The organism is Acinetobacter endophylla, from assembly GCF_053543775.1.
The window spans coordinates 163,943-178,281 of the sequence record NZ_JBLVOM010000232.1; the positions used below are offsets into that span (position 1 = coordinate 163,943).

A 14,339-nucleotide genomic window follows, 5' to 3' on the forward strand; every position below is an offset into this window, starting at 1 on the left:
GCCAATCATACGATTGGCTTTATATCTTATCCTTCACTGGTTGAATTTTCATGCAAGGATTCATTGAGTTGATCTACCACAATCGCCCATTCGCCATCAGAGGCTATTTTCTCGCTTAAAAATTGACGTTGTGCCTCTGACCAATACGGCGCATCCAGTAAAGTCAGATCTTTATGCAATTGATGCTCGTGAATAAATGTTTCAATACCTTCTGCACTGGCATCCAAGCCAAGCTGTTGGAACAGATGTGTCATACGTGGTCGAACGTGAGTCATATCTCATACCTCAGAATCTACTATTGTTATCATGTCCTGTTTTTCGAGCATAGCATGTCTGATTCAGCTGGACTGTGAAAAAACATTAATATTCAAATGAGGCAAATAAAAAGCACAACCGAAGTTGTACTTAATAATCACATCAATGAGTTCGGAGTGATTAGATCGACCAGTCCTGTATTTCCCAGCCTTGTTCTTGGGCTAGAGTTTCCAAGCGATCATCCGGATTCACTGCAATCGCATGATCCGCATATTCCAGCAAGAAACGGTCATTAATCGAATCTGAATAAGCCCAAGACTCGGTTACGTCACGGCCTTCCAGCCATTGTTCCAGACGCACCAGCTTGCCTTGCTGATAGCATGCGGTATTGATGACTTTACCAGTATATTTCCCATCAATGACTTCAGCATTGGTGGCAATAATTTCAGTAATTCCGAATTCACGAAAAATGGGTGCGGTAATAAAGTCTGAAGTTGCGGTAATCCCCACTAAGGCATGCCCTGCTTCACGGTGGCGCTCAATGGCTTTAAAACCTTCAGGACGCATTTGTGGACGAATGACTTTTTGCATGAACAGTTGATGTAATTCAATCAAATAATCATTGTCATGTTGGGTTAGAAACTGGAACACAAATTCATTATAGGCATAAGGATCCAGCTCACCTTTTTTATAATCGTCATAGAACTTGTCATTCATGGCGCGATGCTGAACTGGATCGACCAGGCCCTCACTGACCAAAAACTCTCCCCAAGAATGATCCGAATCCGTGTTTAACAAGGTGTGATCGAGATCAAATAGCGCCAATTTCATGAAAATACTCGTTAAAACTGAAATTTAAGAAAAAAATTGTAAATCTATCTCCGCTAGTCGATAGAAATTCGTTAAGATCATAGCAATTTTAACATTTTTAAACTTTGCTTTTTTCGAGTTGGATAACGAAATAATGCTCCCCGATGGCAAAGGCATAAATTAAACAATTTTTAGGTAGCCAAATGATCGACTCTGAAGGTTTCCGACCGAATGTCGGGATCATTTTGGCAAACGATGCTGGACAGGTTTTATGGGCAAAACGCATTGGTCATAATGCATGGCAATTTCCACAAGGCGGGATCCAATATGGAGAAACCCCTGAGCAGGCACTCTATCGTGAGCTGAGAGAAGAAGTTGGCTTATTGCCCGAACACGTCCAGATAGTCGCGCAAACCAAAGGCTGGTTGCGCTATCGTTTGCCGCATCGATACATTCGTACGGACTCTGATCCGGTCTGTATCGGTCAAAAACAAAAGTGGTTTTTACTCAAACTCACGGCCCCCGTTCAGCATATTCAGTTGAATCTGTCTGATCCGCCCGAATTTGATCAATGGCAATGGGTCAGTTACTGGTACCCACTCGGTCAAGTCGTGAATTTCAAACGTGATGTTTACCGCAAAGCCCTGGTGGAGTTGTGTCAGCAACTGCCCCAGCAAAAACCTTAAAAAATCGCATAAATAATGCAGATTTTTTACGCGGCTATTGTTATAAATAAACTTAATCACTGAAATTCTGAATAGACGGAGCAGACCTTATGTCGAATATGCAACTGGACACCTTGAGACGTATTGTTCAGGAGATCAATGCGTCCACCAGTTTGCATGAATCACTCGACATTATGGTCAAACATGTGGCCGAGGCCATGCAGGTTGATGTCTGCTCGATCTATCTCCTCGATGAACGCAATCAGCGTTATCTGCTCATGGCGTCTAAAGGCCTGAATGCAGAATCTGTCGGCCATGTGTCTTTGCAAACCGGCGAAGGTCTGGTGGGCCTGGTTGGGCAGCGTGAGGAAATTGTCAATCTGGACAATGCCCCTAAACACGAGCGCTTCCTGTTTTTACCTGAAACCGGTGAGGAAATTTATAACTCCTTCCTTGGTGTGCCGGTGATGTACCGTCGTAAGGTCATGGGTGTGCTGGTGGTTCAAAATAAAGAATCACAGGACTTTTCTGAAGCTGCTGAATCCTTTCTGGTCACACTCTGTGCGCAGCTTTCTGGCGTCATCGCCCATGCCCATGCCGTTGGCAATATCGATGTATTCCGTAAACCGAGCAACCTGCCCGCTTATAAAACCTTTCAGGGAGTTTCTGGCTCCGGTGGTATTGCCTTAGGTCGTGCAGTGATTCTTTATCCGCCAGCAGATCTTGCCGCAGTCCCTGACCGTGAAGCGGATGACATTAGCGAAGAACTGGAGCTATTAGATAACGCCCTGAATTCAGTCCGCGAAGAAATCCAGTCGCTAGATGACAAAATGCAGGATGCGTTGATGGCCGAGGAACGCGCACTGTTTAGCGTGTTCTTGCGTATGCTGGATGAAAATGCCCTGCCTTCAGAAATCAAGGCCTTTATTCGTGAAGGTCACTGGGCACAAGGCGCCGTGCGAATTGTCATTGACAATCATGTGGCACAATTTTCCCAGATGGAAGATGATTATTTACGTGAGCGAGTGGCGGACTTAAAAGATCTGGGTCGCCGCATTCTGGCACGTTTACAGGAAGCCGATGCCAGTCACCGTGAATTGACCGATGAAAGTATTCTGATTGGTGAGGAAATATCGACGGCTGCACTGGTTGAACTGCCCGTGGATAAAATTGCCGCGATTGTCACTACCGAAGGCGCCATGAACTCGCATATGGTGATCGTGGCGCGTGCCCTTGGCATTCCCACCGTAGTCGGTGTAACCGAACTGCCAATCAATACCCTCGATGATGTGGAGATGATTGTCGATGCGCATCAGGGTCGGGTCTTTATTAATCCGCCACGTCGCCTGCGCAGTCGCTATAAAGAAATTCAAAAAGAAGAAGAACAGATTGCCAAAGATTTGCGTCAGTACGAAACCAAAGATGCAATTACCCCGGATGGCATCGCCGTAAAACTGTACGTCAACACCGGCCTGATGATTGATGTGGTGCGTGGCGTGCAGCGCGGTGCCAAAGGTGTCGGTTTATACCGTTCTGAAATTCCGTTTATGCTGCGTGACCGCTTCCCGGGCGAGGAAGAACAACGTGCGATTTATCGTCAGCAACTCAGTCATTTTGCCAATAAACCGGTGGTGATGCGAACGCTGGACATTGGTGCAGACAAAGACCTGCCGTATTTCTCGATTGAAGAAGAAAATTCGGCACTCGGCTGGCGTGGCATTCGTTTTACCCTGGATCATCCGGAAATTTTTTCTTCACAGATTCGCGCCATGCTCAAAGCCAGTATCGGACTGAATAACCTGCATATTCTGCTGCCGATGGTGACCAGTGTCAGCGAGGTCGAGGAAGCGCTCTATCTGCTGGAACGTGATCATGCGGCGATTCAGGAAGAAGAACAGGTCAAGGTAAACAAGCCTAAACTCGGTATTATGGTGGAAGTTCCCAGCGTACTATATCAGATTGATGAATTTTCCGAACTGGTCGATTTCTTCTCGGTCGGCTCCAACGATCTGACCCAATATCTGTTGGCCGTCGACCGTAATAATCCACGGGTGGCCAATGTCTATTCACACCTGCACCCTGCAGTAATGCGTGCCTTGACCCGTCTGGTTCAGGACTGTCATCGCAATGAAAAACCGGTCAGTATCTGCGGTGAAATGGCGGGTGATCCACTGTCTGCCGTTTTACTCATGGCCATGGGCTTTAATACCCTGTCGATGAGTTCAAGTAATATTTTGCGGGTACGTAAAACCATTTGTCATGTTCCGATGAGTGATGCACAGGAATTGCTGCAACATGTGTTAAAAATGGACAATCCACTCATGGTAAAAAGCTGGCTAGAATATTATTTCAGAACCCATGGTTTAGGGGATATGGTGAAATCAGCATCACGTATGGTGAGTGCCTAATACGGGACTTTTTCCAGTCCCTCGACAGTGGTAGAGGTGGTTATGGAATTTCTGGTCATCCTGTTCATGATTGTTGCGGTGTTTTATGTGGTCATTCTTGCACCAGCTTTGGCTGCCCGCAAAGAAGCTCATAATTCCGGTTCATCTTATATACGCCCTGCCAGCAATCGAGCAACGAGCTATGCCGATCGGCCTAAAATGACTCCATTATTGGGCATTGAAATTTCGGCATCGCAACGGCGGCGTTTAGGCAGAGATGACCCCTCCGTCATTGCCGCCAGACTCTATCACCAGCAAAAAGATCAATTTGCCAGTTTTCAGCAGGCCAGACCACAGCCTCACTCCCCTCACCACAACGCGCCAGTGCAAAGCAGACTCAATAAATTCTTTAATGACTTAATTGCGGATGAATCGACAACGCCATCCCGGCATCCGAATCAATATTCGCAAACTCGTAATAACCGGCCTGTCGCCCCGCTCTCTCCAGTTAAAACCAATCCTAAACAGTCACCGCGTCGTCCCCAGCCACCTTACCGACCTTAAGCGGCCATTAAAAAAGGGCGATCTTCCATGGAATATCGCCCTTGTCTGTGCTTGCTGTAGCCACGTTTTGCATTTTTCTTTCGGTCTACAAAGACCTGGCTTTTGTTGACTTCATACATGTGTTTTGCCACAAAATTGTGGATTACCACCTGCTCGGCTGTTTTTTTCTTGGCCATCTTGCTCTCTATATGATTTGGAAGAAGGAGTGAAATAATTATAGGGCCGACTGACTAATTTTCAAGCATATCTGCCAATGCTTTTTTAAAAATAAAGTCCATTTAGCTAGGATTTTCTGTATGCAAAAATGGGAGCTATAGCCAGAAAACACCCTTATTTCATTCATTATTTTTATGGGTTTCTTCAGCCAAACAAAACTCAATTAAAAAACTATTTAAAGTAAATCAGTTATAAAATGTATTTTAAATAACACTTTTCACTTATTATTTTTATCCTTTGATAAAAACATATTATGGACTTAGATATTGTTATTTTCGTTTAATCCCATTCATTATTCGAGTTATTCAAAATATATAGAATTTGATATTGTCAGAGAGTGGAAAACCCGTTACTTTTTAAGAGTAACCATTTAATTTTCAATATTTTAAACTTTATTAACTTTAAAAATATTTTTTGAGTGATCTCACTCAATTATATCCTGAATTCCGTTTTGTGCTGTAACACCCTTTATTTAAAGATATTGTAAATATAGTGAAACCTGATCTGATTAGCATATATCTCAATATCTTATGAATACTAGATAAACGACACAAGATATTCAAAACTTGGAGAGGAAAGATGAGCCAAGATTTAAAAAAATGCCCTGTCACCCACCTGACCACTGAAGCTGGTGCACCTGTGGTCGACAACCAGAACAGTATGACGGCAGGTGCGCGTGGACCTTTACTTGCCCAGGATTTATGGCTGAATGAAAAACTGGCCAACTTTGTCCGTGAAGTGATTCCAGAGCGTCGTATGCATGCCAAAGGTTCAGGTGCTTTCGGTACCTTTACCGTGACCAATGATATTACGCAATATAGCCGCGCTAAAATTTTCTCTGAAGTCGGCAAAAAAACCGAAATGTTTGCGCGTTTCTCAACGGTGGCGGGTGAACGTGGTGCGGCCGATGCTGAACGTGATATTCGCGGTTTTGCACTGAAATTCTATACCGAAGAAGGCAACTGGGATCTGGTCGGCAATAACACCCCGGTATTTTTTCTGCGGGATGCCCGCAAGTTCCCTGACCTGAATAAAGCAGTCAAACGTGATCCGAAAACCAACAAGCGCAGTGCCACCAATAATTGGGATTTCTGGGCATTACTGCCTGAAGCCTTGCATCAAGTGACTATTGTCATGTCGGATCGTGGGATCCCGACCGGTTACCGTCATATGCATGGTTTTGGCAGCCATACTTTCAGCTTTATCAATGCCAAGAATGAACGCTTCTGGGTGAAATTCCATATGCGTACCCAGCAAGGTATTCAAAACCTGACCGATGCTGAAGCTGCAGACTTGATTGCCAAAGACCGTGAAAGCAGCCAGACCGACCTGTTTGATGCCATCGAACGTGGTGACTATCCAAAATGGAAAATGTACGTTCAGGTCATGCCAGAACTGGAAGCCGAAACAGTGCCTTATCATCCATTTGACCTAACCAAAGTCTGGCCAAAGGGCGATTATCCACTGATTGAAGTCGGTGAATTCGAACTGAACCGCAATCCGGAAAACTATTTCCAGGATGTGGAACAGGCTGCCTTTGCACCAAGCAACCTTGTACCGGGCATCAGCTATTCACCAGACCGTATGTTACAGGCTCGTCTGGTGAACTATGCCGATGCAGCGCGTTACCGTGTTGGCGTGAATCATTCACAGGTTCCGGTCAATGCTGCACGTTGTCCTGTTCATTCGAACCGCCGTGATGGTCAAGGCCGCATGGATGGCAACTATGGTTCATTGCCACATTACGAGCCGAATAGTTTCAGCCAGTGGCAGGAACAGCCGGAATTCAGAGAACCGCCACTAAAAATTACCGGTGATGCCGATTTCTGGGATTTCCGTGAAGATGACAATGATTACTTCAGCCAACCCCGTGCCCTGTTCAATCTGATGAATGACCAGCAGAAACAGGCTCTGTTTAATAACACGGCCGGAGCAATGGGTGATGCACTAGATTTCATCAAATACCGTCACATCCGCAACTGTTATAGCTGTGATCCAGCCTACGGCGAAGGCGTAGCACAAGCCCTCGGCATGACCGTAGCAGATGCCCAAGCAGCACGTGAAAGCGATCCAGCCAAAGGTTTGCCTAGCTTTCTCTAAGCCAGTTTAGACATGTATAGAAACCACCTTCGGGTGGTTTTTTATTGCAGCATCAAGCACTATAGAAACAAGCTGGCACAAAAAGAAATACAATAATGCATCCGAATATTGAAGACATCATTCAACAACACGACATTGTTTTATTTGATGCTGTTTGCGTGATCTGCAATGGCTGGGCACGGTTTTTGATTAAATACGATAAAAAGATTCAGTTTAAACTGGTTTCCGCCCAATCGCCTTTAGGTACGGCACTGCTCGAACATTATCAGATGCAAACCGAGCATTACACCACCATGCTCGTCATTCAAGATGGCACTCTCTATACCGAATCGACTGCCTTGCTGAAGGTGCTGCAGCATCTCGGTTTTCCCTTTAATTTAATGAGCGCAGGTTATTTGGTTCCGCGCTTTATCCGCGACTTTCTATATCGTGTGGTTGCTTTAAATCGTTACAGGCTATTTGGTAAAACCGAGTATTGCCTGATTCCATCCAGCGAAAATAAACGCCATTTTCTGGAAGAAGCTGTCTGTACTGGCCATTCAACTCATTTAATAGGAAGTGCTTAAACAATAATCCGCTTGCCTTCCCGTATGCAATAAAACGGATTAATTAACTTGGAAGAATGCTTGATGATCTCATGCAACTCATGTTCCGGTGCATCCCGGTCTTCATCTGTGAGCTGAAAAGTACGGTAATGAATCGCCAGTGAGCATTTGGCCTGCAAGTCATGATGGGCATGAAAGGCATCTTCCGGATTCATATGGATCGCACGCATCAGTTCACGTGGCTCATACGCTCCTATCGGAAGTAAGGCAATTCGCGGTGCACCCAGACGTTTACGAATTTCTTTAAAATGTGAGGCGTAGCCACTATCTCCGGCAAAGAAACAATGTTCCTTGCCATATAATAAAGAAAAGCCTCCCCAAAGTGCACAGTTCTGATCGCGCATACCGCGCCCTGAGGCATGTTGAGCCGGCGTATACACAATCCGGATCTCTTCAAAAAAGGCATTTTCCCACCAGTCCATTTCATGCACGGTGTAATGTTCTGGCAAATACCAGGCATTACCCAGACCGGTATAAATCGGCATCTCAAAAGTGTTGTGCAGCCATTCCAGACTGGCCAGATCCATATGATCATAATGGTTATGGCTGAGTAGTACAGCATCAATCTGGGGTAACTCATCCAGAGCAATGCCAGCCGGAATGACCCGCTGCGGACCCGTGGAAGCCGAAGGACTGGCATATTCCGACCAGACCGGGTCGGTCAGGAAATTATAGGGGCCGATCTGTATTAATGTGGTGGCGTGACCAATAAACCAGACTTGCCAGTCATCCAGAGCTGCATCTGGACGCTGCTGTGGCAATGCGCGCGGACGAGAAAAAAACTCGGCACGCTCTTCGTCAAGATTGACATTCCAGGTCTTGGATTTTCGGGTAATGAGCCATTTTAATAAAAAAACGCGACCGCGCGATAGAGAAGCATGCTCAAGATTACGAAACTGTTTTCCGTCGAAATGATCTGAATGCAGATACTCAAACACTGGCTTAGACCAGAGATGTTTCCAACTGGATTCCGTGATTAACTGGAATTTTTTAGTTTTGAGAAGATCTTGCATAAACATCCACTATTTATTATTCGCTATATGCAAGACAACAACCTCTTGAAATGGTCAAGCGGTGCATCTTTTAATGAGCATACAAACTAAAAACAGGCACACTGCAACATAGTATGAAATCCGTCACAGAAAATCATGTATGTTTTTGTTATTTTTAGCAAAAAAAATGGCATTTCATCGGCCTTATGGCTGGCTGAAGTCTGGGATTATCTAGAAAAATATTGCTCTTGTCCTTCTGTCTAAAAATACAAAATGATACTCAATATTTATAAGCCCATGCTGACAAAAGCATGTCTGCCCATTGATGATTTTATGATGAAATTCGCCATACCTCAGTATCATCACATCAATTGTGCGAGAAAGGCAAGTTGAGATCAAAATACCAACCTCAAGCGTTTTTTAGATCTTTATACACGACCTTGAGTTCGTTCCAGCCATACGGCCTTGGTTTGGGGTTTCACAAATAAAGCAATAATTTCCGGGTGCAGCTGTTTAATCTGCGCTTCGATCCGGTTGACACAGGCTTCAATGTCATCAGAAGTTAAATCATCTTTAAATTCCAGACTCAATGATGCAATGACTTGCTGAGCGCCCATCTGCTCAGTCAATACCCCATTGGCACTGAAAACTGCCGCATCCTGTTGAGCAATGTTTAATACATCTTCACGCAGTTTTGGATCTGCCGTTTCACCCAGTAACAAACCTTTGGTTTCACGTGCCAGAAACCAGGCAGATACTGCCAGCACGATACCAATTAAAATCGATGCGGCACCGTCCAATTCAGGAATATTCAGTTGATGCGCCAGAAAAATACCAACCAGAGCAATCACCAAACCGACCAGGGCGGCAGTATCTTCAAATAACACGGTAAAGGTCGTTGGATCTTTACTGTGTCGAAATGCTTCAAAATATCCCAGATTTCCCTTTTGTTTACGAAAGGTTTTTAAAGCCACTGACCATGAAAATCCTTCAAAAAGAATCGCCAGACCCAGCACAATATAATTGATCAATGGATCCCGCATGACTTCAGGCTGAAGAATATGCTGTATCCCTTGATAGATGGACACGATCGCACCCAAGGCAAAAACCATCAATGCCACAATAAAAGCCCAAAAATACAGTTCACGCCCATAACCAAAAGGATGTTTGGCATTTGCCGGTTTTTCTGATTTTTTCATCCCATACAGCAGTAAAATTTCATTCAAGGTATCCACTACCGAATGAATTGCTTCACTGAACATGGCAGAGCTATTGGTTATATAGGACGCAACAAATTTAACCAGCGCAATCGCCAGATTACCAAATAGAGCTGCATAAACTACGATTTTATTGGATTCAGACATCCTGACACTGTCCTAAATAAGCTTGTGCAAGCTTGAATGATTTATGTATCAAAATCTTAATCATTTATTTTTGAAAGTTGTTTTACAAATTGTTGCTTAGTCGTGATCTCCCACGTTGTTGAATCACTTTACTCTCTACTCAAATAATAAAAGGGCTTTCGCCCTTTTGGTTTTTACAGTTTTAATGCTTGGAAAAATACTGTTCGCGCCACTCTTTCCAGAAATACATGATGATCCCGAACATCACCACAGCAATTCCCGCAAAAGCATGACTGCTGATAATTTCATGATTTAAGGTTGCTCCCAATACCAGAGCAATCACCGGCGTCATCACATTACTCAATGAGACAGTCGAAGCATTTAGACGGCGAATCAGCCAGAAATAACACAGCATTGCCACAATCGAGGACATGATCATGGTAAATACAAAACCAATCATTGCCTGTGTGCTAGGCAACTGAGTCGGCATATGTTGCCAGATAAAGGGTACCAAAATGACTGAACTCGCTGCGGAGACCAGCAATGAACCCGTCGCCTGCGACATCGGACTCAAGGGTGCACTGATCTGTTTAACCCAGAAGATCGAGCTGATGTAAGACACCATACTGATCAGCATTAACACCACACCCCAAGGATTAATTTTGCTGTCTGCCGAGTCGGCGAAAACAAAACACAAACCGGCGACGGCCACTGCCATGCCGAGCCATTGCAGCCAGATCAACTTATGGGTTTTTAAAATCACATGACCGATTAAACCGGCGATCAGCGGTGAAAAACCAAAAATCAGTGCCATCAATCCTGAGGTCAGATAATTGGCCGCCAGATAAATAAACAGCTGCGCGCCGATTAAATTCAAACTGCCTGCCAGATAACTTTTCATTGAAGTGCGGTCAAAAGGCAGCGGGTCGCGCATGATTTTCAACAGGAACAACGCAATAATCGAGGCACCAAAATAGCGAATGATCAGCACCCACATCGGGTGAATCTCGGCCACGCTCCAGACAATCGCCAGTGGCGTTGTCGCCCAGATCAGCACCAATAAAGCGTAAATACTTGCCGTGACCGGCAATGAAGATGAAGAACTCATAAGTCTCCTAAACGAGGCCAAGAAGTTCTGGATCAGCAACTTCAAAAATAGCGTATAGCGAATTCATGCTGAGATGAAGTTTTAATTTTTGATAAATTCATCAAGTTTCGTGCATAAAAAACAGACCTATGCAAAACATAGGTCTGTCCAAAGATATCTCAATACAACTTAAGCAATTTTGCGTAAGTCTTGCGCGATATCCAAATGTTTTTCAACATCAAACGCCGTATTTTTGCTGATCATTTTTTTCAAATGACGCATTTCTTTGGCTGCATTCACGGTAATCCCGCCAACGATCTGACCATCTGTCACACCATACATCACGAATGAATTGTCTGCACCTTTGGCTGCATCCATTTCACCACGGATATGCCATTCAGCTGCGGCCATATCGCCGACAAACTGGAAGTTTATATTCAGCTGATCCGTCCAGAACCAGGCCGGATTGGCTTTCGGATGTTCCACACCCATCACGTGACGCGCAAAGATGCCTGCCTGAAGGTTGGCATTTTCCCAAGTTTCAACGCGGCGGTGATTGCCACAGTCACGTAACTGAGTCGCAACATCACCCGCTGCATAAATGTCAGCATTCGAGGTTTGGCAGTGTTCATTGACTTTGATCGCAACATCAACATCCAGACCTGCATCTAGCGCAAGCTGTGCATTTGGCACGATTCCGATTCCGTAAACTACAGCATCAGCACGCAGTTCTTCACCGCCTTCCAGCGTTACCACGACTTCTTCACCATCTAAACGGCAATCTGCAATCTTGGTTTCAAGACGCACATCGACCTGGTTTTGACGATGCTGTTCCAGCAGGAATTCGCTCAGGATTTGCGGTGAACAACGACCCATGACCATCGGACCCATTTCGATCACAGTGACCTGACAGTCTTTGTAACGTGCAGATGATGCCAACTCAAGACCAATCACGCCACCACCGATCAGGATGATACGGCGACCGGCTTGAAGTACAGGCACCAGTGCCTGTGAATCTTCCAAGTTACGCAGGGTATAGACGTGTTTGCCCAAAGCATCGAAATTAGGCAAACGGCGCGCGGCACCACCTGTTGCAAGCAAGAGCTTGTCGTAAGCAACAACATCACCGTTCAGGAGTTCAACCGTTTTCGCTTCGGCATTAATTTTCGCTACGCCATTGCCGCGAATCGTTTCTACGCCTAAATCTGCCAGTTTCTGTTCCGACAGGATTTCGATCTTGGTTTCTTCAGGTTTTAGAATCACATCTTTAGACAACGGTGGACGCTCATAAGGAAGATGGCTTTCATCACCAATTAAGGTAATTTTGCCTTCATACTTGTTGCCACGAAGTTCTAAAATTGCGCTCGCACCTGCCTGGCCAGCACCCACGATCACGATGTTGTTTACGTTGCTCATTTTCTTAACCTTTTAACTCTGCAGATACGATACCGAAGCCGGCAATCCATTCGCTGATGTCTTCATAGCAATGTGTGGTCATTTCATACTCACCCATTTCGCTTAAGGCAGCGAAGGCAGCCATCCAAGAACGGACTTCCTGACCACCACGACCACCATCATGGCGGATTTCAGCTTCAGTCATCGCTTCTAATGTTGCAAAATCAGCATGCTTGAAGGTTTCTAGCAGGGCAATATCCCATTCAGCATTCAAAGGCACGGCAACTGACGTATCCCCTGCTGCCAGCTTTTGACCCACTGCAATAATCTTGGATTGACGTGCATGACGTGCTTCAGGTGTTGGATAACGGCCTGCAATCAGGAACTCTTCTACTTCTGGTGGTACTGCACCCATTTGTGGTGTAGGTGGATCATGTGACAGACCACCGGTACCTAAAACAAGCACACGCTCATTTTCAAGATTTAAAGATTTGATGTATTGACCCACAGCACGGCCCAAAGCGATGGTACGCTTGGTGGTTGGCATCGGTGCAGCAGCGCCATTAATAAAAATTGGAATCGTTGGGTAACGATCAAGTTTACCTTCACACAGGAAATGTAAGGGCTGAGTCACGCCATGGTCAGCCTGCATACGGTATGAGTAGGCAACATCTACGCCTTCATCCAGTACACGTCGAACCAGATCTAATGCCTTGTCTTCAGGTACATCAATATGGTCATTGTCCTTGCCATAATCCCAGTCACCTGCGGCTTTGGCACGAATACCCACGCAGAAACTTGGCATCAGGTCATAGAAGAAACCATTAAAATGGTCAGGACCAAAAGTAATGATCAGGGTTGGGTCGTAAGCTTTTACTTCAGCAGAGAGTTTTTCAAAAGCATCACGAACGGCTTGTTCTTTACGCTTTTCCTGTGGTGAAGCAAATTCCATTAAAGGACTGTGCGATGCACAAATAAGTTTAACGGCCATGAGAGACTCCAAAAAGGAAGACTTAAATCCTCCCCAACCCTCCTTTAAAAAGGAGGGAGATTTTCCCCCTCTTTTATAAAGAGGGGTAAGGGGAGATTTTTAAAAGCAGATTTTTATTCGTCAAAGAAACCGGCACGGGGCTGACGTAAGCCACGAATTCCCAGACCGCATTCTGCATTGATCAGAACGCCAGTCAAAGGACGGTTATTTTGACGAGATGCCAAGAGTACGTATGAACCTGTCATATCTTCCGGTTCAGGCAAGAAATTCAGTGGCATACCACGTGCAATTTTCTCAGGATCACGTGCATCGAGCAGGCCAACATTTTCCTGACCGAGCGACGCTGCGCCTTTGATATTCACATTCATACCTGACGGTGCAACCGCATTCACTCGTACTTTAGGCGCAAGCTCATAGGCCAATTCTTTCATAATACCCACCCCTGCATGCTTAGATGCAGTATATACAGGGCCTCCGCCAGCGGAGTACAGTGCCGAATTAGACAAAGTAAATATGATAGAACCTTCAGAAGCGATCAATGCCTCCAGTGCAGCCTTCGCGCCGAGAATGAGTGACTTGGTATTAATCCCCATAATCTCGTCAAAGGCTTTTCCCAGCTGCTCACCAGAGGTGTTGACGATATCGGCATAATGATCCCAGATCCCGGCATTGCCGACGAAACAGTCGAGTTTGCCGAAACGCTCTACAGTGGCATTCACTGCACGAACGTTGTCTGCATAGCTGGCTACATCGCCTTCAATCGCAAGAACTTTACCGCCAAAGTGTTCGTTTAATGCCTCCACTTTTGCTTTTGAACGTTGAAGAACGGCAACTTGTGCACCCTCTTCCAGGAAACGTTCCACTAGCGCCCAGCCTAAGCCTGAACCACCACCGGTAATAAGTGCAACTTCGCCTTGTAGCCAACCCAT

14 protein-coding genes are annotated in these 14,339 nt (G+C 45.3%); 5 read left to right on the forward strand and 9 right to left on the reverse strand.

Features of this window, described 5'->3' with window-relative positions:
* Window positions 1-26: 26 nt before the first annotated feature.
* The gene (locus ACNPNW_RS07315; RefSeq protein ID WP_004278500.1) at window positions 27-275 is read right to left on the reverse strand and encodes a DUF2789 family protein; all 249 of its coding nucleotides are present in this window, start codon (window positions 273-275) and stop codon (window positions 27-29) included.
* Between the two features lie 160 nt (window positions 276-435).
* A complete protein-coding gene (locus ACNPNW_RS07320) occupies window positions 436-1,086 on the reverse strand; it encodes an HAD family hydrolase (protein WP_396469414.1) in 651 nt (216 codons plus the stop codon).
* A gap of 182 nt (window positions 1,087-1,268) precedes the next feature.
* Between ACNPNW_RS07320 and ACNPNW_RS07325 the strand changes: the two genes are divergently transcribed.
* The 3 genes from ACNPNW_RS07325 to ACNPNW_RS07335 all read left to right on the forward strand — a co-directional run bounded on the left by ACNPNW_RS07325 (window position 1,269) and on the right by ACNPNW_RS07335 (window position 4,681).
* A complete protein-coding gene (locus ACNPNW_RS07325) occupies window positions 1,269-1,751 on the forward strand; it encodes an RNA pyrophosphohydrolase (RefSeq protein ID WP_004278502.1) in 483 nt (160 codons plus the stop codon).
* An 89-nt stretch (window positions 1,752-1,840) separates the two neighbouring features.
* Window positions 1,841-4,138, forward strand: a complete 2,298-nt coding sequence (ptsP, locus tag ACNPNW_RS07330; RefSeq protein ID WP_004647377.1) for a phosphoenolpyruvate--protein phosphotransferase — start codon at window positions 1,841-1,843, stop codon at window positions 4,136-4,138.
* Window positions 4,139-4,180: 42 nt separating this feature from the next.
* The gene (locus tag ACNPNW_RS07335; protein WP_004647376.1) at window positions 4,181-4,681 is read left to right on the forward strand and encodes a hypothetical protein; all 501 of its coding nucleotides are present in this window, start codon (window positions 4,181-4,183) and stop codon (window positions 4,679-4,681) included.
* Here ACNPNW_RS07335 and ACNPNW_RS07340 read toward each other — a convergent pair.
* On the reverse strand, window positions 4,678-4,857 hold the full coding sequence (locus tag ACNPNW_RS07340) for a DUF7230 family protein (RefSeq protein ID WP_004647375.1): 180 nt from the start codon (window positions 4,855-4,857) through the stop codon (window positions 4,678-4,680). The two genes, ACNPNW_RS07335 and ACNPNW_RS07340, sit on opposite strands and share 4 nt — an antisense overlap.
* A gap of 619 nt (window positions 4,858-5,476) precedes the next feature.
* On the opposite strand from ACNPNW_RS07340, the gene ACNPNW_RS07345 reads away from it, so the two are divergent.
* Both ACNPNW_RS07345 and ACNPNW_RS07350 read left to right on the forward strand, forming a co-directional pair.
* Window positions 5,477-6,997, forward strand: a complete 1,521-nt coding sequence (locus ACNPNW_RS07345) for a catalase (protein ID WP_005102997.1) — start codon at window positions 5,477-5,479, stop codon at window positions 6,995-6,997.
* Window positions 6,998-7,092: 95 nt separating this feature from the next.
* Window positions 7,093-7,563: a thiol-disulfide oxidoreductase DCC family protein gene (locus tag ACNPNW_RS07350; protein WP_004647372.1), complete on the forward strand. Its 471-nt coding sequence runs from the start codon at window positions 7,093-7,095 to the stop codon at window positions 7,561-7,563.
* On the opposite strand, the gene ACNPNW_RS07355 is transcribed toward ACNPNW_RS07350, so the two are convergent.
* From ACNPNW_RS07355 to hcaB, 6 genes are all read right to left on the reverse strand, one after another.
* Window positions 7,560-8,615 (reverse strand): MBL fold metallo-hydrolase, encoded by a 1,056-nt coding sequence (locus ACNPNW_RS07355; protein ID WP_448766812.1) that lies wholly within the window; start codon window positions 8,613-8,615, stop codon window positions 7,560-7,562. The genes ACNPNW_RS07350 and ACNPNW_RS07355 overlap by 4 nt on opposite strands.
* Before the next feature lie 407 nt (window positions 8,616-9,022).
* Window positions 9,023-9,958: a cation diffusion facilitator family transporter gene (locus tag ACNPNW_RS07360; RefSeq protein ID WP_004647370.1), complete on the reverse strand. Its 936-nt coding sequence runs from the start codon at window positions 9,956-9,958 to the stop codon at window positions 9,023-9,025.
* Window positions 9,959-10,139: 181 nt separating this feature from the next.
* The gene (locus tag ACNPNW_RS07365) at window positions 10,140-11,045 is read right to left on the reverse strand and encodes a DMT family transporter (protein WP_004647369.1); all 906 of its coding nucleotides are present in this window, start codon (window positions 11,043-11,045) and stop codon (window positions 10,140-10,142) included.
* 168 nt (window positions 11,046-11,213) lie between these two features.
* Window positions 11,214-12,440 (reverse strand): 3-phenylpropionate/cinnamic acid dioxygenase ferredoxin--NAD(+) reductase subunit, encoded by a 1,227-nt coding sequence (hcaD, locus tag ACNPNW_RS07370; RefSeq protein ID WP_396469417.1) that lies wholly within the window; start codon window positions 12,438-12,440, stop codon window positions 11,214-11,216.
* A gap of 4 nt (window positions 12,441-12,444) precedes the next feature.
* Window positions 12,445-13,410, reverse strand: coding sequence for a 3-carboxyethylcatechol 2,3-dioxygenase (locus ACNPNW_RS07375; RefSeq protein WP_121980286.1), 966 nt, complete (start codon window positions 13,408-13,410; stop codon window positions 12,445-12,447).
* A 113-nt stretch (window positions 13,411-13,523) separates the two neighbouring features.
* On the reverse strand, window positions 13,524-14,339 hold the full coding sequence (hcaB, locus tag ACNPNW_RS07380; RefSeq protein WP_420937799.1) for a 3-phenylpropionate-dihydrodiol/cinnamic acid-dihydrodiol dehydrogenase: 816 nt from the start codon (window positions 14,337-14,339) through the stop codon (window positions 13,524-13,526).